The sequence below is a fragment of the Micromonospora reichwaldensis genome (assembly GCF_031845925.1).
Taxonomy (GTDB): domain Bacteria; phylum Actinomycetota; class Actinomycetes; order Mycobacteriales; family Micromonosporaceae; genus Micromonospora; species Micromonospora reichwaldensis.
In genome coordinates, this window is sequence record NZ_JAVRFL010000007.1 from 210,952 (window position 1) to 229,166 (window position 18,215).

17 protein-coding genes and 1 riboswitch are annotated in these 18,215 nt (G+C 73.5%); of the genes, 9 read left to right on the forward strand and 8 right to left on the reverse strand.

The window, feature by feature from the left end:
* Window positions 1-222: 222 nt before the first annotated feature.
* The 4 genes from RM555_RS08475 to pdhA all read right to left on the reverse strand — a co-directional run bounded on the left by RM555_RS08475 (window position 223) and on the right by pdhA (window position 5,624).
* Window positions 223-1,923: a right-handed parallel beta-helix repeat-containing protein gene (locus tag RM555_RS08475; protein ID WP_396888716.1), complete on the reverse strand. Its 1,701-nt coding sequence runs from the start codon at window positions 1,921-1,923 to the stop codon at window positions 223-225.
* An 88-nt stretch (window positions 1,924-2,011) separates the two neighbouring features.
* On the reverse strand, window positions 2,012-3,445 hold the full coding sequence (locus tag RM555_RS08480) for a dihydrolipoamide acetyltransferase family protein (RefSeq protein ID WP_311411206.1): 1,434 nt from the start codon (window positions 3,443-3,445) through the stop codon (window positions 2,012-2,014).
* Entirely contained in the window at window positions 3,442-4,458 is a 1,017-nt protein-coding gene (locus tag RM555_RS08485) for an alpha-ketoacid dehydrogenase subunit beta (RefSeq protein ID WP_311411207.1), read from the reverse strand. The genes RM555_RS08480 and RM555_RS08485 overlap by 4 nt, the downstream gene beginning before the upstream one ends.
* Window positions 4,458-5,624, reverse strand: a complete 1,167-nt coding sequence (gene pdhA / locus RM555_RS08490) for a pyruvate dehydrogenase (acetyl-transferring) E1 component subunit alpha (RefSeq protein WP_311411208.1) — start codon at window positions 5,622-5,624, stop codon at window positions 4,458-4,460. Before pdhA ends, RM555_RS08485 begins: the two co-directional genes overlap by 1 nt.
* 104 nt (window positions 5,625-5,728) lie before the next feature.
* On the opposite strand from pdhA, the gene RM555_RS08495 reads away from it, so the two are divergent.
* Complete coding sequence (locus RM555_RS08495; RefSeq protein WP_132234638.1) at window positions 5,729-6,235, forward strand: Lrp/AsnC family transcriptional regulator; 507 nt, start codon at window positions 5,729-5,731, stop codon at window positions 6,233-6,235.
* 22 nt (window positions 6,236-6,257) lie between these two features.
* On the opposite strand, the gene RM555_RS08500 is transcribed toward RM555_RS08495, so the two are convergent.
* Complete coding sequence (locus RM555_RS08500; RefSeq protein ID WP_311411209.1) at window positions 6,258-7,229, reverse strand: DNA polymerase domain-containing protein; 972 nt, start codon at window positions 7,227-7,229, stop codon at window positions 6,258-6,260.
* A gap of 114 nt (window positions 7,230-7,343) precedes the next feature.
* On the reverse strand, window positions 7,344-7,574 hold the full coding sequence (locus RM555_RS08505) for a hypothetical protein (RefSeq protein WP_311411210.1): 231 nt from the start codon (window positions 7,572-7,574) through the stop codon (window positions 7,344-7,346).
* A gap of 269 nt (window positions 7,575-7,843) precedes the next feature.
* Between RM555_RS08505 and RM555_RS08510 the strand changes: the two genes are divergently transcribed.
* The 7 genes from RM555_RS08510 to RM555_RS08540 all read left to right on the forward strand — a co-directional run bounded on the left by RM555_RS08510 (window position 7,844) and on the right by RM555_RS08540 (window position 14,443).
* Window positions 7,844-8,854: a sigma-70 family RNA polymerase sigma factor gene (locus tag RM555_RS08510; RefSeq protein ID WP_311411211.1), complete on the forward strand. Its 1,011-nt coding sequence runs from the start codon at window positions 7,844-7,846 to the stop codon at window positions 8,852-8,854.
* A gap of 110 nt (window positions 8,855-8,964) precedes the next feature.
* The gene (locus tag RM555_RS08515; RefSeq protein ID WP_311411212.1) at window positions 8,965-9,684 is read left to right on the forward strand and encodes a DUF899 domain-containing protein; all 720 of its coding nucleotides are present in this window, start codon (window positions 8,965-8,967) and stop codon (window positions 9,682-9,684) included.
* Between the two features lie 2 nt (window positions 9,685-9,686).
* The gene (locus RM555_RS08520; protein WP_311411213.1) at window positions 9,687-10,409 is read left to right on the forward strand and encodes an alpha/beta hydrolase; all 723 of its coding nucleotides are present in this window, start codon (window positions 9,687-9,689) and stop codon (window positions 10,407-10,409) included.
* Between the two features lie 200 nt (window positions 10,410-10,609).
* Complete coding sequence (locus tag RM555_RS08525) at window positions 10,610-11,341, forward strand: histidine phosphatase family protein (RefSeq protein WP_311411214.1); 732 nt, start codon at window positions 10,610-10,612, stop codon at window positions 11,339-11,341.
* On the forward strand, window positions 11,325-12,194 hold the full coding sequence (locus RM555_RS08530) for an NAD(P)H-hydrate dehydratase (RefSeq protein WP_311411215.1): 870 nt from the start codon (window positions 11,325-11,327) through the stop codon (window positions 12,192-12,194). The genes RM555_RS08525 and RM555_RS08530 overlap by 17 nt, the downstream gene beginning before the upstream one ends.
* Window positions 12,195-12,342: 148 nt before the next feature.
* The gene (locus RM555_RS08535) at window positions 12,343-13,830 is read left to right on the forward strand and encodes a S8 family peptidase (protein WP_311411216.1); all 1,488 of its coding nucleotides are present in this window, start codon (window positions 12,343-12,345) and stop codon (window positions 13,828-13,830) included.
* Window positions 13,831-13,942: 112 nt separating this feature from the next.
* Complete coding sequence (locus tag RM555_RS08540; protein ID WP_132234652.1) at window positions 13,943-14,443, forward strand: hemerythrin domain-containing protein; 501 nt, start codon at window positions 13,943-13,945, stop codon at window positions 14,441-14,443.
* 43 nt (window positions 14,444-14,486) lie between these two features.
* On the opposite strand, the gene RM555_RS08545 is transcribed toward RM555_RS08540, so the two are convergent.
* Both RM555_RS08545 and RM555_RS08550 read right to left on the reverse strand, forming a co-directional pair.
* Window positions 14,487-15,338 carry a metallophosphoesterase family protein gene (locus RM555_RS08545; RefSeq protein WP_311411217.1) on the reverse strand — a complete coding sequence of 284 codons (852 nt, stop codon included), beginning with the start codon at window positions 15,336-15,338 and terminating at the stop codon, window positions 14,487-14,489.
* Window positions 15,339-15,427: 89 nt separating this feature from the next.
* Entirely contained in the window at window positions 15,428-16,234 is an 807-nt protein-coding gene (locus tag RM555_RS08550; protein ID WP_311411218.1) for an SDR family NAD(P)-dependent oxidoreductase, read from the reverse strand.
* A 171-nt stretch (window positions 16,235-16,405) separates the two neighbouring features.
* A riboswitch (ZMP/ZTP riboswitch) is annotated at window positions 16,406-16,495 on the forward strand.
* Between the two features lie 17 nt (window positions 16,496-16,512).
* On the opposite strand from RM555_RS08550, the gene RM555_RS08555 reads away from it, so the two are divergent.
* Window positions 16,513-17,952 (forward strand): glycine hydroxymethyltransferase, encoded by a 1,440-nt coding sequence (locus tag RM555_RS08555; protein WP_311411219.1) that lies wholly within the window; start codon window positions 16,513-16,515, stop codon window positions 17,950-17,952.
* Window positions 17,953-18,215: the final 263 nt, after the last annotated feature.

The window sequence follows — 18,215 nt, forward strand, 5'->3', positions numbered from 1 at the left end:
GTCCTCAGCCACATTCTCTCCACGCCGCGCCGGGTGGACGCGCAATTTCCACGGAATTGCGAAAGCAATTATGGGAAGCGATTCCCGCACTGCACGGAAAAGGGCCGCACGCGCCGGTTTCCGGGTCCGTCCGGAATCGTCCGGCGCGCCCACCGGCGGCCCCCGGACTCCCGCCCCGTCCCGGTTCGGGGCCATGGCGTCGTCGGTGTCGGCGCACTGCCGTCAGCCGTGGTTGCGTTCCCACCGGCCGCCGACCGGTGGGGTGTCCAGCCGGAGGGCGGAGTCCGCGTTGCCAACGAAGTCGTTGTCCTCGACCCGGCAGTCCACGCAGCTGCCCTGCCCGGTCACCCACAGTCCGTGGTTCTGGGTGCTCGGCTCCCGGTTGTCCCAGATCCGGTTCCCCCGGATGGTGGCCGACTCGACGGCCGCGTTGATCGCGATGCCGGCCCGCACCGGCGGCCCGGCGGACAGCTCGTACGCGGTGCCCGGCGCCGGAGTGGCCCCGCTCCACCCGCTCGGGGAGTCCGGCCGGATCGGCGCGAGGGTGAGCTCGGTGTCGTCGTTGGCCGCCACCACGGCGATGCGCTCGCCGACCCGCACCACCTTGCCCCGGTGGCCGTCGTTCGGCCAGGTCGCCCGCCGGTTCACCACCGACTTCTCGGTGTAGCGCACCGAGTCCCCGTGTCCGCTCGTCGCCGGCGCCCACTGCCGCCCGTTGTTCCGGATCCGGTTGGCGACCAGGAAGGCGTCGCGGACCGGACGGTCGATGCGGATGGCGTCGGCGCTGTTGCCGTAGAAGTCGTTGCTCTCGATGACGATCTCCTCGGCGATCCGCTCCTCGGACCCGCCGAGGTTGCGCTGGTGGTAGCCGTACCGGCCGTTGCCGCTGATCCGGTTGCCGCGGATCGTGTACGGGCCGGGGGTGTTGCCGATGCTGACCCCGTCGCGCAGGTTGCCGTCGATGACGCAGTCGGTGAGGATGCCGCCCCGCCCGGCGGTGTGCGTGGTGCCCTTCGCCGAGACGTGGAAGCCCGCCTCCAGGTTCCCCGTCATGGTGCAGGAGGAAACGATCAGGCCGTTGGCGCCCCAGTCGGAGATGCCGAAGCGGTTGCCCTGGGCGTGGCAGCCGATGATCCGTACGCCCCGTGGGCGCAGGTGGTCCGCCTCCTGCAGCTCCAGGAAGATGCCGTTGGTGGCGTTGGCCACCGCGCTGCAGTTGACGATGTTGAACCGCTCGACGCTGCCCCAGCCGCCGATGCCGACGCCGATGCCGGCGCCGCCCATCTCGGTGCCGCTGTCCAGCCGCCCGCACCCGACGACCAGCACCCCCTCGATCAGGCAGTCCTGGAGGAAGTCGCAGCCCAGGCCGGTGGCGGCGGTGTGGTGGATGTACAGGTTGCGGAAGGTGCCCCGCACGACGTACTGCAACCCGAGTCCCTTGGCCAGCGGGTTGTAGTCCGCCGACGCCACTCCCGAGCCGTCGATCTCGAAGTCGGCGAAGGTGCAGTCGGCCAGGTGCCGGTTCCGGTCGGCGCCGTGCTCGAGCGCGGTGTAGAAGGCCAGCGGCGCCGGATCGGCCCGGTTGCCCGAGTTGCTGAGCACGAAGCGGGTCGCCCCCGGACCGGCGCCGACGAGCGACACCCCGCTGCGCCACACGGTGCCCGAGTCCCGCATCGAGTAGACCCCGGGCGGGCAGTAGATGATCCGGGCCCGGCCGTCGGCGGCGTACGCGTCGCCGAGCCGGTCCACCAGCGCGGCGAGCGCCGGCTGGTCGTTGGCCGTCCCGTCGCCGACCAGGCCGTGCTCCCGGGCGTCGCAGAGCAGCGGGGCGCCGGCCACCGCGTGACGGCGCACGCCGCCGGCGGAGGGCGTGTCCGGATACGCCACCTCGTCCTCCCCTCGGCGAAACTGCCCGGCCCGCATTCCCGGCCCGTCTTCGGGGAAACGCCTGCCGCGACGGCGACGGCCCCCGCGCCGCCGGGAGGCGGAGCCGGGACCGTCGCGTCCGGGGTCAGACGTTGGCGATCAGCACCGCCGGCCGCTCGACGCAGTCGGCGACGTGCCGCAGGAAGCCGCCGGCCACCCCGCCGTCGCAGACCCGGTGGTCGAAGGTCAGGCTGAGCTGCGTCACCTTCCGTACGGCGAGCTGCCCGTCCACCACCCAGGGCTTGTCCACGATCCGTCCCACCCCGAGCAGCGCCGCCTCCGGGTGGTTGATGATCGGGGTGGAGCCGTCGACGCCGAAGACGCCGTAGTTGTTGAGCGTGAACGTGCCGCCGGTCAGCCGGGCCGGGGGCAGCGTGCCGGCCCGGGCGGCCGCGGTGGTCGCGGTCAGCTCGGCGGCCAGCTCGGCGGTGGTCAGCCGCTGCGCGTCCCGCAGCACCGGCACGACCAGCCCTCGGTCGGTCTGGGCGGCGATGCCCAGGTGCACCCCGGCGGACTGGACGATCCGCTGGCCCTCGGTGTCGACCCGGGCGTTGAGTTGCGGGTACCGGCGCAGCCCGGACAGGCAGATCCGGGCCAGCAGGGCCAGGATGCTCACCGGCGCGTCCGGGGTCGCCGCGTTGATCGCCGCCCGGGTCTCCAGCAGCCCGGTGGCGTCCACGTCCACCCAGATGGTCACCTCGGGGATCTCCCGCCGGCTGCGGGAGAGCTTGTCGGCGATCACCTTGCGGATGCCGGTCAGCGGGACGACCAGGTCCTCGGCGCCGGAGACCGCCGACGCGACGGGCTCGTCGGGCACCGCGGCCAACCGGGCGGCCGGCGTCGCCGCCCGGGCCGCGGCGGCCTCCACGTCCGCCCGGCGCACCACGCCGCCGGGGCCGGTGCCGCGCAGGGCGGCCAGGTCGAGCCCGTGCTCGCGCGCCAGCCGGCGCACGATCGGCGAGATGACCAGGGGCGCCGCCGCGCCGCGCGGGTGGTCGGCCGCGCCGGCCGCAGTCGTCGCCGCCGGGGCGGGCGTCGTCGCCGGGGCGGGCGTCGTCGCCGGGGCGGAAGCCGCCGGCAGAGCCGCCGGGGCGGGAGCCGCCGGGGCGGGATCGGGCGCGGCCACGAGACGGGGCCGGCGACGCCGCCGCCCCGCGCCGCCGTGGCCGGTGCCGTACCCGATGAGGACGTTGCCGGAGCCGGCCCGCTCCTCCTCGCGGTAGGTGGCGTGCGCGGCGGGCTCGTCGCCGGCCCCGCCGTCGCCGTCCAGGGGCGCGATGGTGATCAGCGGCTGGCCGACCGGGCGGGTCTCACCCGCCGCGCCGTGCAGCGCCACGACCCGCCCGGCGTACGGGCAGGGCACGTCGACGACGGCCTTGGCGGTCTCCACCTCCACGACGCTCTGGTCCACCGTGACCACGTCGCCCACGGCGACCCGCCACTCGACGATCTCGGCCTCGCTCAGCCCCTCGCCCAGGTCGGGCAGGAGGAAGACCTGCGCACCGTCCACGGCGGTCACGCCGCGCTCCCCCGGCTCAGCCAGCGCCCGTCGGGCTGGTCGTCCCACTGGAGCCGGGCCACCGTGTCGAGGATCCGGTCCACCGACGGCAGGTGGGTGTGCTCCAGCATCGGCGCCGGGTACGGGATGTCCAGCCCGGACACCCGCAGCACCGGGGCGTGCAGGGCGTGGAAGCAGCGCTCCTGCACCCGGGCGGCGATCTCGGCGCCCACCCCGGCGAAGCCCTGCGCCTCCTGGATCACCACGCACCGGCCGGTACGCCGGACCGACGCGGTGACGGTCTCGTCGTCGAACGGCACGATGCTGCGCACGTCCAGGACCTCCAGGTCCCAGCCCTCCTCGCGGGCTGCCTCGGCGGCCTCCAGCGCCACCGGCACCGCCGGCCCGTACGCGACGAGGGTGGCGTCGCGGCCGGGGCGACGCACGACCGCCCGGCCGATCGGCGCGGTGCTGGCCGGCAGTTCCGCCTCGCCGCTGGAGAAGTAGAGCTTCTTCGGCTCCATGAACACGACCGGGTCGGGATCGTCGATCGCCTGGCGCAGCAGCGAGTACGCGTCCTCGACCGTGGCCGGGGTGACGACCTTCAGGCCGGGGGTGTGCGCGTAGTAGGCCTCGCTGGAGTCGCAGTGGTGCTCGACGCCGCCGATGCCGCCGGCGTACGGCACCCGGATCACGATCGGCACGCTGAGCGCGCCCCGGGTGCGGTTGCGCAGCTTCGCCACGTGCGAGGCGATCTGCTCGAACGCCGGGTAGGCGAACGCGTCGAACTGCATCTCGACGACCGGGCGCAGCCCGGACATGGCCATGCCGACGGCGAAGCCGACGATGCCGGCCTCGGCGAGCGGCGTGTCGAAGCAGCGCTTGTCGCCGAAGCGGGCCTGGAGGCCGTCGGTGATCCGGAAGACGCCGCCGAGCGCCCCGACGTCCTCGCCGAAGACGACCACCCGGTCGTCGTCGCGCATCGCGTCGGCGAGCGCGGCGTTGAGCGCCTTCGCCATGGTCAGGGCGGCCATCAGCGCTCACCCTCCTCGTCCTGGGCGGCGGCCAGCTCGGCGCGGACCTGCTCGCGCTGCTCGACCAGCTGTGGGGTGGGCTCGGCGTAGACGTGCGCGAAGAGGCTCATCGGGTCGACCGTCGGCTGCGTGTTCATGCGGGTGCGCAGGTCGGCGGCGTACGCCTCGGCCTCCTCGGCGACCGCGGCGACGGCGGCGTCGTCGAGCGCGCCCCGGGCCCGCAGGTACGTCTCCAGCCGGGCCACCGGGTCCCGGTCCCGCCACGCCTCGACCTCGGCGCCGTCGCGGTAGCGGCTCGCGTCGTCGGCGTTGGTGTGCGCCTCCATCCGGTAGGTGTGCGCCTCGACCAGGAACGGGCCCTTGCCGGAACGGGCGTGCTCCACCGCGCGGGTGAGCACCGCGAGCACGGCGACCGGGTCGTTGCCGTCGACCTGCTCGCTGGGCACGCCGTAGCCCACGCCCTTGTACGCCAGCGACGGCGCGGCGGTCTGCCGCGACAGCGGGACGCTGATGGCGTACCGGTTGTTCTGCACGAAGTAGACGACGGGGGCCTTGAACACGGCGGCGAAGTTGACGCCCTCGTGGAAGTCGCCCTCGCTGGTCGCCCCGTCACCGATGAACGCCAGCGCGACGGTGTCGCGCCCCTGGTACGCCTCGCCGTAGGCCAGCCCGGCGGCGTGCACGCACTGGGTCGCCAGCGGGGTGCACTGCGGGGCGGTGTGCCGCTCGGCGGGGTCGTAGCCGCAGTGCCAGTCCCCGCGCAGCAGGGTCAGCACCTCGACCGGATCGATGCCCCGGGAGACCAGGGCCATCGACTCCCGGTAGGTCGGGAAGACCCAGTCCGTGTCGCGCAGGGCGAGGACGGCGCCGACCTGGCAGGCCTCCTGGCCGCGCGAGGACGGGTAGACGGCCAGCCGGCCCTGCTTGGTCAGGGCGGTGGCCTGGACGTCGAAGCGGCGGCCGACGACCATCCGCCGGTGCATCTCGACGAGCGCCTCGACGGGCGGCTCGGGGTAGTCGGCGGGGGCGCGCAGTGGCGTGCCGGTCGGATCGAGCAGGCGGACGGGCTCGGTGGCCGGGAGCAGCGGCGTGGCCGAGTCGGGTGGGGTGGCCTTCCGACGGCTGCGCGGGGATGCCCTGCGGACCGCCTCGGGTGTGGTCGTCACGGCGGGACCTCCTGGACGTGTGGTGGGCCTATGCTCCTGCTGTCGGATGATTGACTCAAGATCCAGGACAAACGCGGGACGGATGGCATGGGACAGGCGGCGAGATGAGCCAGGAGTCCGGGGGCGCGGCGGAGCCGGTGGCCGGAACGGGACGTTCGGCGCGACCGTTGGACGACGTGGACCGGCGGATCCTCGACGAGCTGGTCCGCGACGGCCGCACGTCGGTGCGCACCCTCGCCGAGCGCATCCACATCTCCCGCACCAACGCGTACGCCCGGGTCGAGCGGCTGCTGCGCGACGGGGTGATCACCGGCTTCCGGGCCCAGGTCGCGCCCGAGGCGGCGGGGCTGGGCACCTCGGCGTACATCGCGTTGAAGATCGAACAGAACACCTGGCGGGAGGTGTCGGCGGAGCTGGCCCGGGTCCGCTACATCGAGCACGCCGCCCTGCTCGGCGGCGACCACGACGTGCTGGCCCTGGTCCGGGCGCCGGACAACGCCACCCTGCGCGACGTGGTGCTGGGTCGGGTGCAGAGCATCGCCGGCGTGCTCTCCACGCGCACCTGGCTGGTCTTCGAGGAGTTCGACGGCGAACGCAGCCCGTGGGAGTGAACCGGCGCGGCGGTCTCCCCGCTCAGCGCTCCGGTGGGGCCTCCAGCCCCTCCCGGTCGGCCAGTTCCAGCAGCGGCTCCAGGGAGAACCGCCGGTCGTCGAGGCCGGCGTGCGGGTCGCCGCGCTCGGCGAACCGGGCGGGCATCGTGGTGACGGCGAAGTCCTCCGGCCGGGCGTCGTCCAGCTCCGACCAGTCCAGCGGCGCGGAGACCAGCGCCTGCGGGGTGGGACGGATCGAGTACGCCGAGGCCATCGTGTGGTCCCGGGACATCTGGTTGTAGTCGACGAAGATCGGCCGGTCCCGCTGCTCGCGCCACCATGTGGTGGTGACCAGTTCCGGCAGCCGGCGTTGCATCTCCCGGCCCAGCGCCAGCACCGCGCGCCGGCAGTCGCCGAAGCTCCACCGGGGCTCGATGGAGAGGTAGACGTGCAGGCCCCGTCCGCCGGTGGTCTTCGGGTAGCCGGTCAGCCCCAGCTCGGTCAGGAACGCGCGTACCTCGTGGGCCACCGGCACCACCTGGTCGAAGCCCACCCCCGGCATCGGGTCCAGGTCGATGCGCAGCTGGTCGGGCCGCTCGACGTCGGCGGCGGAGACCGGCCACGGATGGAACCGCAGCGTGCCGAGGTTGGCCGCCCAGATCACCACCGCCAGCTCGCCCGGCGCGACCTCGTCGGCCGTACGCCCGCTCGGGAAGGTGATGTGGGCGGTGCGTACCCAGTCGGGCGCGCCCGCCGGCAGCCGCTTCTGGTAGAAGGCGTCGCCCCGGTTGTCCTGCCGGGTGCCGATCTTCGCCCCCTCGAACACGCCGCGCGGCCACCGCTCCAGCATGGTCGGCCGGTCCCGCAGGGCGCGCAGGATGCCGTCGCCGACGGCGAGGAAGTAGGACACCACGTCCCGCTTGGTCAGCCCGAGCTCCGGGAAGTACGGCTTGTCGGGGCTGGAGACGCGCACCAGCCGCTCCCCCACCTGGATCTCCTCTGCCGGCGTCGCCACGCCCACACCGTAACCGCCCGCCCACCCGCCGCGCCCCACGCCGGGTGTAAGGAAGGGCCCCTTGTTAACGCTATGCGTTAACAAGGGGCCCTTCCTTACACCCTCCACGCGGGGTCAGCTCATCTCCTCCTGGAGGCGCGCCATGAGCATCTTCTTGCCCTGTTCGCTTGCCCTGCGGTTGTTCTCCTGCATCTTCCGGAACCAGGTGGCCAGTTCCGTGTCGCCCCGCGCGTCGGCGTCGGCGATGTACGTCTCCAACCGCCCGATGTGCTGCAAAGACTCCTGCAACACGTGGATCAGGTCGTAGTTCTGGTCCATCACCGGGCTCGCCAACCCTGTGACCATGGTGCCCATGGCGCACCTCCCCGTCTCGGTGATCGGTGGAGGCGACGCTTACCCGGCCCGGCACCGATCACGCCCGGCGGCGGGTCCCGGCGCCTCCCGGCGGACCTGGTCGACGGTCTCCTCCGAGATCGGACGCCCCGGGGCGATGACTCCGTCGTCCGCCGGTCGTCATATCTCCGGACGGCGGCACGCGATGATCGGGTGGACAGGACGGAGGACGGTTCGTGGGTGAAGGTGGCACGGGACCGGGCGGGGTCGGCGAGAGAACGGTGGGTGACGCCGTCCGGGAGGGCGACGCACAGGCGTTCGCGGAGCTGACCGATCGGCACCGGCGGGAGTTGCAGGTGCACTGCTACCGGATGCTCGGCTCGTTCGACGACGCCGAGGACCTCGTGCAGGAGACGTTCCTGCGGGCCTGGCGCAGGCGGGAGACCTTCCAGGGCCGGTCCACGGTGCGGGCCTGGCTCTACCGGATCGCGACCAACGCCTGCCTCGACTTCCTCGACCGCCGTCACCGGCAGCCACGTCCGCTCGTCGTGCCGACCGTGTCCCGCGCCGCCAAGCCGGGCCGGACCTCGTTGCCGCAGGTGGAGGTCCCCTGGCTCCAGCCGTACCCGGACCGGTTGCTCGATCCGGCCGCGCCGTCCGACGGCGAGCCGGACACCGCACTGGTGGCGAAGGAGACCATCGAGCTGGCGTTCCTCGCCGCGATCCAGCACCTGCCGTCCCGGCAGCGGGCGGTGCTCATCCTGCGCGACGTGCTCGGCTGGCCGGCGGCCGACACCGCCGCGCTGCTCGACGGCACGGTCGCCGCGGTCAACAGCGCCCTCCAGCGGGCGCGCGCCACCCTCCGGCAGCACCTGCCGCGACGACGGATGGAGTGGTCGACGACGACCGATCCGAGCCATGAGGAACGGGCGGTGCTCCAGCGGTACGTGGAGGCCACCGAACGCGGGGACCTGACGGCACTGGCGGCGCTGCTGAGTGAGGACGCCCGCTTCACCATGCCACCCGAACCGACCTGGTACGAGGGACGGGCCGCGATCGTCGAGTGCTGGGCCCCCGCGCTGGTCGGACCCGCCGGCGGGAAGGACTGGTGTCACGTGCCCATCCGGGCAAACCGCCAGCCCGCCGTCGCCGGCTACGTGCGTGAGCCGGGCCGGGCCCGCTACCGGGCGCTGGGCCTCGACGTGCTCCGCATCGAGGGTGGCGAGATCGTGGAGGTGACCGCGTTCCCGCCCCGCGTCTTTGCGGCCTTCGGGCTGCCGCTGACCCGGTGACCACGGCGGCGGCGATGAGTTCGCCGTGCCCCGACCGTCTCAACCAGGGCGGCCGGCGGTGGCGGCGCGCCGCTGACGCACCCGGGAGACAGAGGCAGGAGCGAACCAGCATGACCCAGCGGAGAGTTGTCAGCCGGGACGAGTGGGAGACGGCCCGTGCGGAGCTGCTCGTCAAGGAGAAGGAGCTGACGCGGGCACGCGACGCGTTGAGCGCCCAACGGCGCCGGCTGCCGATGGTCCGGATCGACAAGGAGTACGTCTTCGGGTCTCCGGACGGCCCGGTGGACCTTCCGGGCCTGTTCGACGGCCGTCGTCAGCTCATCGTCCGGCACTTCATGTTCCATCCCGACTGGGACGAGGGCTGCGTCGGCTGCTCCCTGCAGGTCGACAACCTCGGCCACCCGGCTCACCTGCACGCCCGGGACACCAGGCTGGTGCTGGTGTCCCGGGCACCGCTGGCCAGGATCGAGCCGTTCCGGCGGCGGATGGGGTGGACGGTCGCCTGGTTCTCGTCCTTCGGTGGGGACTTCAATCCCGACTTCGGGGCCACCAGGGGCGACGCGGAGTGCTCCGGGCTGAGCGTGTTCCTGCGCGACGGCGGGGACGTGTTCCACACCTACTCGGCCTTCTCCCGCGGCGGCGACGCGCTGATCAACACCTACAACTACCTCGACCTGACGGCGCTGGGCCGGCAGGAGGCGGAGCTGGAATACCCGCAGCAGTGGTGGCGGCACCACGACCGGTACGACGATCGACACCACGGGACCGGGCATCGTGACCGGATGCCCGCGCGGGTCGTCGGCCACCCGACGGAACTGGAGCAGCGCTGACCATGGCGACCTACGTGTTGATTCCCCCCGCGGGCAGCGGGCCCTGGTACTGGCACCTCCTGGCAGGCCAGTTGCGGGACCGGGGGCACGACGTGGTGGCGGTCGACCTGCCGTGCGCCGACGACTCGGCGGGACTGACGGAGTACGCCGACGCCGCCGTCCGGGCCATCGGAGACCGTACGGACCTGGTCGTCGTGGCCCAGTCGTTCGGTGCGTTCACCGGCCCGCTGGTGTGCGACCGCGTCGACGCCGAGCTGCTCGTGTTGCTGACCCCGATGGTGCCCTCGCCCGGTGAGTCGCCGGGCGAGTGGTGGGAGAACACCGGCTACGCGCACGCCAGGCAGGTCCAGGCCGAGCGCGAGGGCTGGACGCCGGAGCAGGACGGGGACCCCGGCGTCATCTTCTTCCACGAGCTGCCGCCGCCGCTGGTCGAGGAGGCCACGGCGAACGCCCGGGACCAGTCGGGGACGCCGTTCGGCAGGCCCTGGCCGCTCGGCGCCTGGCCCGAGGTGCCGACCCGGGCGCTGCTCTGCCGGGGGGACCGCTTCTTCCCGATCGACTTCCTCCGCCGGCTGGTGTCCGACCGGCTGGGCGTCACGCCCGACGAGATGGACGGCGGGCATCCCGTGGCCCTCAGCCGGCCGCGTGAGCTGGCCGACCGGCTGGAGGAGATCCGGCGGGAGGTCCTCGGCGTCGCCCGCGCCACGCCGACCCGCCGGCGGTGACCGGTCGCGCCGGGCGGCCGGGTTCGGGGCTGGCCGCCCGGCGCACCGTGTCATCCGGCGTATCGAACCGCACCGGCCCCGCCCCACGGAGCCCGGTGCGGACGGAACCGGTGGCGGGACCGGCCGGTCTCCAGTGGGAGCGGACACTGTCGGCCAGCGGGTGCGGTTACCCGGCGCGTGCCCCGGGTAGGGGTTGCCGCATGGCGGAACTGGCGACGCTCTGGATCGTCCGGCACGGCGAGAGCACGGCGAACGTGGCGGCCACGGCGGCCGAGGCGTCCGGCGCCGAGCTGATCGACCTGACCCACCGGGACGCGGACGTGCCGTTGAGCCCCACCGGGGAGGAGCAGGCGCGGGCCACCGCACGGTGGCTGGCCGGGCTGCCCGAGGCCCGCCGGCCCGACGTGGCGGTGGTGTCGCCGTACCTGCGGGCGGTGCGGACCGCCGAGCTGGCCCTGGCCGGCACCGGGATCCCGCTCACCCGCGACGAACGGCTGCGCGACCGGGAGCTGGGCATCCTGGACGGCCTGACCGGGCAGGGGGTGCGCCGGCGGCACCCGGAGGAGGCGGCGCGCCGCGACCGGCTCGGCAAGTTCTACTACCGGCCGCCGGGCGGGGAGTCCTGGACCGACGTGGCGCTGCGCCTGCGTGCCCTCCTCGGCGACCTGCGCCGCGACCACGAGGGCCGGCGCGTGCTGCTGTTCGGCCACGACGCCCTGGTCTTCCTGACCCGTTACCTGGTGGAGGGGCTCACCGAGACGGAGCTGATGGCGTTGACCCGCGAACACGTCATCGCCAACTGCTCGATCACCGCGTGGTCCGCCGGTGCCGACGGCCGGCTGGCCCCGGACGTGTTCAACGACGTCGGCCACCTGCACGAGCAGGGTGCCCGGCCGACCAGGGAGGACGAGGTCCATGCCGAACCGGTCTGACACCCGGGTGATCACCCCCGGCCTGCTGCGGGACTGGGCGCTGCCCGTGCCGACCGGTGGCAAGGAGGCCCGGGGCACGGTGCTGGTGGTCGGCGGCTCGCGCTTCACCCCCGGCGCGGTGCTGCTCGCCGGGGTGGCCGCGCTGCGGGCCGGGGCCGGGGTGCTCCAGCTCGCCGCCGCCGAGTCCACCGCCGCCGCGCTGAGCATCCAGGTGCCCGAGGCGCTGGTGGTGGGGCTGCCGGAGACCGCCGACGGGGCGGTCGCGGGGCAGCCCGGCGAGCTGCTGGGCGACCTGGTGGCGGAGGCGGACGTGGTGGCCGTCGGCCCCGGCCTCAAGGACATCGACGAGACCGGCCGTCTGCTGCGCGTGGTGCTCGACGCGGCCGGTCCGGAGACGTCACTGGTGCTCGACGCGTACGCCCTGGGGGCCCTCAGCCACGCCCCGGACCTGCTGGTCGGGTCCGGGCGGCCGGTGGTGCTCACCCCCAACCTCACCGAGGCCCGGCACCTGCTCGACCGGGAGCCCGGTGACGACCTCGACGCCGAGGCGACGGAGCTGGCCCGCCGGTACGACGCGGTGGTGTCGCTCTACGGCCACATCGCCACCCCCGACGGCCGGAGCTGGCGGGAGGAGAGCGGCGACGCCGGACTGGGCACCTCCGGCAGCGGGGACGTCCGCGCCGGGCTGCTGGCCGGGCTGCTGTCGCGGGGCGCGCAGCCGGCACAGGCGGCGTGCTGGGCGGCGTTCGCCCACGCGGTCAGCGGTCAGCGGCTGGTCCCCCGGTTCGGCCGGATCGGATTCCTCGCCCGGGAGCTGCTCGACGAGATTCCCCACACCCTGGCGACCGTCTGACACCTTTTGTCCGGGACCCACGCAGGCGTGTAACGCCAGCTCACCACGCGGCGCTGGTGGTTGCGGAGGCGTGCATTCCGCCCGCCTCCCGCCGGCCGCTCCCCGCCAGGGGGCGTACCCCGGCTGGAGACAGCCCCTGGGAGTCTGTGTGAAGAACCTCCGTCGCAAGACACTGGCTGCCGCGTCCGCAGTGACGCTCGGTGTCGGCCTCGCCGTCACCGGCGGGCTGACCCCGGCGGCGTCGGCCGCCGGGCCGGACACCACGTTTCTGGTGCTCGCTCCGCAGGGCGCCAAGACCGACAAGGCGGCGGCCCGCGTGGCCGCCGCCAAGGGCACCGTGGTGGCCAGCTACGACCAGATCGGCGTGCTCGTCGTCCGGTCGACCAACCCCGCCTTCGCCACGGACGTGGCGGGCGCGGGCGTCGACTCGGTGGCGTCCACCGCCGGCCTGGGCAGCGCCCTCGACGAGGGCGAGACCGTCGAGGTCTCCGCGGCCGAGCCGGCCAACACGACCGCCGACCCGACCAAGGAGCCCCTCTTCGGTCAGCAGTGGGACATGCCGATGATCGACGTCCCGCAGGCCCACGCCGTCAACGCCGGCAACGCCGGCGTGGTGGTGGGCGTGCTGGACAGCGGCATCTCCTCCAGCCACCCGGATCTGGCCAGCCAGATCGCGAAGAACAAGAGCACGTCCTGCATCGGTGGCGTCTCCGACACCACCGAGGCCGCCTGGAACCCGACCACCTCCGACCACGGCACCCACGTGGCCGGCACCATCGCCGCCGCCGTCAACGGCGTCGGCGTGACCGGGGTCGCCCCGGGCGTCAAGGTGGCCGCCGTCAAGGTGGTCAACGACGACGGCTACATCTACCCGGAGGCCGCGGTCTGCGGGTTCATGTGGGCCGCCGAGCAGGGCATGCAGGTGACCAACAACAGCTACTACATCGACCCGTGGCAGCTCAACTGCCGCAACGACGCGCGCCAGCGTCCGGTGTGGAAGGCGGTCCAGCGGGCCCTGCGTTACTCGCAGGGCAAGGGCGTGCTGCACGTGGCGTCCGCGGGTAACAGCAACTGGGACCTCGCCCACAAGATCACCGACACGGGCAGCCCGAACAACGGGACGCCCGAGGAGCGCGAGAACCTCACCAACTCCTGCCTCATCCTGCCGGGTGAGGCGCCGGGTGTGGTGACCGTGTCGGCGGTCGGCCCGACCGGGCAGAAGAGCTACTACTCCTCCTACGGCCAGGGCGTGGTCGAGGTGACGGCGCCGGGTGGCGACACCCGCTTCCGCACCCGGGGTGCCAGCTCGACCCCCTCCGACGGCATCCTGTCCACCACCTACAACACCACCACGAAGACCAACGGCTGGGGTTACAAGCAGGGCACCTCGATGTCCTCGCCGCACGCCGCCGGCGTGGCGGCCCTGGCCGTCTCGGCGCACCCGGGCATGACGCCCGGTCAGCTGTCGGCCTTCCTGGGCAACACCACCGAGGCGATCGCCTGCCCCGGTGGCGTCTACAACCCGGTGCCGCTGATCGCGGCCGGTCCGAACGCCTACGACGCGACCTGCTCCGGCGGCAAGCGCAACGGCTTCTACGGCTCCGGCATGGTCAACGCGTACAACGTGGTGCGCTGACACCACGGCACGACAGTGGCAGGGCCCGGCGGTTCACCGCCGGGCCCTGCCCGTTTTGGCTGCTCACGCCGGGGGTACGGGAGAAGTCGTCAGCCGAGCGAGGAGGTCAACGGTGTCCACCGATGCCATCGTCCTGTTGAAAGAGGACCACAAGGAGATGCGCCGCCTGTTCAAGGCGTTCCAGGATGCCGAGGAGGGTCCGGCGGCGCGGCGGCAGAAGCTGGTGAACGAGATCCTGGAAGCCCTCACGGTCCACACCTACCTCGAGAACGAGGTGATGTACCCGGAGGTCCGCAAGCTCCTGCCCGACCTGGAGGACGACATCCTCGAGTCGTACGAGGAGCACCACGTCGCCGACGTGCTCTGCGCCGAGCTGTTCACCATGGACGCCGGCGACGAGCGCTTCAACGCCAAGACCACGGTGCTGATCGAGAACGTCCTGCACCACGTCGAGGAGGAGGAGCAGGAGTGGTTCCCGAAGGTGCGCGAGGCCCTCGGCCGTAAGCAGCTCCAGGAGATCGGCGAGCGGATGATCGCGCTGCGCGCGGACGCACCGCGCAAGCCGACCGACCCGAAGGCGATCAAGAAGTCGCTGGACGCCGTGACGGCCTGAGCGGACGAAACCTCCACGGGCCCCGGTGCGCCGGGGCCCGTCGTCACGCCGGGGGCGCGGGCAGGATCCGCCGCAGCGCCGGGGGCGCGGCCCGGGGCCGCCACTCCCGCGGGTAGCCCACCGAGACCTCCTCGAAGCGCACCCCGTCGTGCCAGGTGGTACGGGGGATGTGCAGGTGGCCGTAGACCACCGCGGCGGCGTCGAAGCGCAGGTGCCAGTCGGCGGTGGACTCGGTGCCGCACCACTGGGCGAAGATCGGGTAGCGCAGCACCCGGGTCGGCTCGCGCAGCAGCGGCCAGTGGTTGACCAGCACCGTCGGCAGCCCCGGCTCCCGTTCGGCGAGCCGACGCGCGGCCTCGGCGACGCGGGCCGCGCACCACGCCGACCGGCTCGGGTACGGGTCGGGGTGCAGCAGGAACTCGTCCGTGCACACGATCCCCGTCCGGTACGCCTCCTCCAGCGCCGCCTCGGGGGTGTCGAACCCGTCCGGGCGCCAGCTGTGGTCGTAGAGCAGGAACAGCGGCGCCACCAGCACCGGGCCGCCCGCCCCCCGCCACACCGGGTACGGGTCCTCCGGGGTCAGCACGCCCAGCCGCCGGCAGGCGTCCACCAGGTACGCGTAGCGCGCGGCCCCGCGCAGCGCCACCGGGTCGGCGGGCGGCGTCCACAGCTCGTGGTTGCCCGGCGCCCAGACGACCTTCGCGAAGCGGCGACTGAGCAGGCCGAGGGCCCACTCCACGTCGGCCACGGTGTCACCCACGTCCCCGGCGACCAGCAGCCAGTCCTGCGGCGATGCGGGGCGCAGCCCCTCGACCACCTCCCGGTTGCCCCGGTGACCGACGTGCAGGTCGCTGATGGCGAGCAGGCTGCCGCCCTCGCCGTCCTCCCCCGCCATGCCGCTGATCCTAGGCAGCGGCGCGCCCGGCCGCGAGGCCCCCGTGCCGGCGGCGGGCCGCACGACCCGCCGCCGGGACCCGGAAGGGGTCAGCTGCCGGAGCCAGGCTCGGCCATCCTGCGGTGCTGCGCCGCCTTGAGCTTGTCCGGGACGATCTTGCCGGCGGCGGTCTGCACCTTGTTGAGCAGCGAACCCGCGGTCACCGTCTGGTCGCCCCGCAGCATCGCCGCGAAGCCCTGCTCGGCCACGGTCCGCGGGTCGTCCTTGCGCCCGGAGCCGACCCGGGTGTCCGCCATCTCGGCACGGTCGAAGAACTCCGTGTCGGTCGGCCCCGGCATCAGCGACGTCACCGTCACCCCGGTGTCCTTCAGCTCGTTGCGCAGCGCCTCCGCGAAGGACTGCACGAACGACTTCGACGCGTTGTAGACGGCCTGGAAGGGTCCCGGCATCGTGGCGGCGATCGACGAGGTGAACAGGACCCGCCCGGCGCCGCGCCGCACCATCGCGGGCAGCAGCAGCTTGGCCAGGTGCACCGTCGAGCGTACGTTCAGGTCCACGACGGCCAGCTCGTCCGCGAGGGTGGTGCCCCCGACGAACTCCCCACCGGCGCCCCGCCCGGCGTTGAGCGCCAGCGCGTCGACCGGGCGGCCGGCCGCCGCCACCGCCGCCGCCAGCTCCTCGACCCCCTCGGCGCGGGTCAGGTCGACCCGGACGGGATCCACCCGCGGACCCCCGTCGCGCCGCAGCCGCTCCGCCACGGTGCCGATCCCGTCGTCCTCGGCGGCGATCACCAGGTCGTACCCGTGCTCGACGAACTGGACCGCCAGTTCGTACCCGATGCCGCTGGACGCGCCGGTCACCACGGCGAACGGCCGGTCCGTGCCCGATGTGGTCATCTGCTCGTCACTCCCCTCGTCGGCGGGCGGCCCGCGCACCCGAGCCCGTCCCGGGTGTGCTGTGCCCCGGCCCGGGCCGCCTAACCCCCACGTCCGCACCCGCCCACCTCGCCGGGGCCCGCCGCCGGGGCGAGGTGGGCCGGGGACCGCCGGGGTCGACCCGGTAGGATCGGCGCGGGCCGTGACTGGCGCGTGGGGATGGAGAACCATCGGGAAGCGGTCCCGTCATGAGGACGCATGCCGAGCGCCTGGGCCTTCCGCACGTCACTGGAGGTCGCATGTCGTCGCTGAACGCCGAATCCACCGCCTTCCGCAGCGCCCTCGAGGTGATCCGCGCCGTCGAGCCCCGGGTGGCCGACGCCATCGGCGCCGAGCTCGCCGACCAGCGCGAGTCGCTCAAGCTCATCGCCAGCGAGAACTACGCCTCCCCCGCGACCCTGCTGACCATGGGCAACTGGTTCAGCGACAAGTACGCCGAGGGCACCGTCGGGCGCCGCTTCTACGCGGGCTGCCAGAACGTCGACACCGTCGAGGCGCTCGCCGCCGAGCACGCCCGGGAGCTGTTCGGCGCCGCCCACGCGTACGTGCAGCCGCACTCCGGCATCGACGCCAATTTGGTGGCGTTCTGGGCGATCCTGGCCGACCGGGTGGAGTCGCCGGCGCTGAAGAAGGCCCAGGTGCGGCAGGTCAACGACCTCACCGAGGCGGACTGGTTCGCGCTGCGCCGGGAATTGGGCAACCAGCGGATGCTCGGCATGTCGCTGGACGCCGGCGGCCACCTCACCCACGGGTTCCGGCCGAACATCTCCGGCAAGATGTTCGACCAGCGCAGCTACGGCACCGACCCGGTCACCGGCCTCGTGGACTACGACAAGGTCGCCGAGGCGGCCCGCGAGTTCAAGCCGCTGATCCTGGTGGCCGGCTACTCGGCGTACCCGCGGAAGGTCAACTTCCGGATCATGCGGGAGATCGCCGACTCGGTCGGCGCCACCTTCATGGTCGACATGGCGCACTTCGCCGGCCTGGTCGCCGGGAAGGTCTTCACCGGCGACTTCGACCCGGTGCCGCACGCGCACATCGTCACCACCACCACCCACAAGTCGCTGCGCGGCCCGCGCGGCGGCATGGTGCTCTGCCAGCCCGAGCTGGCCGACCAGGTGGACCGGGGCTGCCCGATGGTGCTCGGCGGCCCGCTGCCGCACGTGATGGCCGCCAAGGCCGTCGCCCTCGCCGAGGCCCGCCGCCCCGACTTCGCCGACTACGCGCAGCGGATCGTCGACAACGCGCAGGCGCTCGCCGAGGGGCTGCTGCGGCGCGGCGGCAAGCTGGTCACCGGCGGCACCGACAACCACCTGGTGCTGATCGACGTCTCCGGCTACGGGCTGACCGGCCGGCAGGCCGAGCAGGCGCTGCTCGACTCGGGCATCGTCACCAACCGCAACTCCGTCCCGCAGGACCCGAACGGCGCCTGGTACACCTCCGGCATCCGGATCGGCACCCCGGCGCTCACCAGCCGGGGTCTCGGCACCGCGCAGATGGACGAGACGGCCGAGCTGATCCACACCGTGCTCAGCCAGACCAAGCCGGGCGCCAACCCGGACGGCACCCCGTCCAAGGCCAAGTACGTCCTCGACCCGGCCGTCGCCGACCGGATCAGCAAGCAGGCCAGCGACCTGCTGACCGGCTTCCCGCTCTACCCGGCCGTCGACCTCGGCTGACCCGCACCACCTCGACGCCCCCGCCCGGCCCCGCCGAGCGGGGGCGTCGCTGCCCCCGCCCCCATCCCCGGCGTCGCCCAGCGCGGCGTCGCCCAGCGCGGCGTCGCCCAGCGCGGCGTCGCCCAGCGCGGCGTCGCCCAGCGCGGCGTCGCCCAGCGCGGCGTCGATCATGCAGTTTTGGCGCCCGTTTCATCCGCCTTGATGCCGCCTCATGACCCACCACAACTGCATGATCGACGCGCTGGTGAGGTGAGGGCGGGGGG

What these genes read in the sequence shown, in the direction of transcription:
- RM555_RS08475 (WP_396888716.1), bottom strand. Translation starts at nt 1,923, where the DNA reads ATGCGGGCCGGGCAGTTTCGCCGAGGGGAGGACGAGGTGGCGTATCCG.
- RM555_RS08485 (WP_311411207.1), bottom strand. Translation starts at nt 4,458, where the DNA reads ATGGCCGCCCTGACCATGGCGAAGGCGCTCAACGCCGCGCTCGCCGAC.
- RM555_RS08495 (WP_132234638.1), top strand. Translation starts at nt 5,729, where the DNA reads ATGAGCCAGGAGTCCGGGGGCGCGGCGGAGCCGGTGGCCGGAACGGGA.
- RM555_RS08505 (WP_311411210.1), bottom strand. Translation starts at nt 7,574, where the DNA reads ATGGTCACAGGGTTGGCGAGCCCGGTGATGGACCAGAACTACGACCTG.
- RM555_RS08515 (WP_311411212.1), top strand. Translation starts at nt 8,965, where the DNA reads ATGACCCAGCGGAGAGTTGTCAGCCGGGACGAGTGGGAGACGGCCCGT.
- RM555_RS08520 (WP_311411213.1), top strand. Translation starts at nt 9,687, where the DNA reads ATGGCGACCTACGTGTTGATTCCCCCCGCGGGCAGCGGGCCCTGGTAC.
- RM555_RS08525 (WP_311411214.1), top strand. Translation starts at nt 10,610, where the DNA reads ATGGCGGAACTGGCGACGCTCTGGATCGTCCGGCACGGCGAGAGCACG.
- RM555_RS08530 (WP_311411215.1), top strand. Translation starts at nt 11,325, where the DNA reads ATGCCGAACCGGTCTGACACCCGGGTGATCACCCCCGGCCTGCTGCGG.
- RM555_RS08545 (WP_311411217.1), bottom strand. Translation starts at nt 15,338, where the DNA reads ATGGCGGGGGAGGACGGCGAGGGCGGCAGCCTGCTCGCCATCAGCGAC.
- RM555_RS08550 (WP_311411218.1), bottom strand. Translation starts at nt 16,234, where the DNA reads ATGACCACATCGGGCACGGACCGGCCGTTCGCCGTGGTGACCGGCGCG.
- RM555_RS08555 (WP_311411219.1), top strand. Translation starts at nt 16,513, where the DNA reads ATGTCGTCGCTGAACGCCGAATCCACCGCCTTCCGCAGCGCCCTCGAG.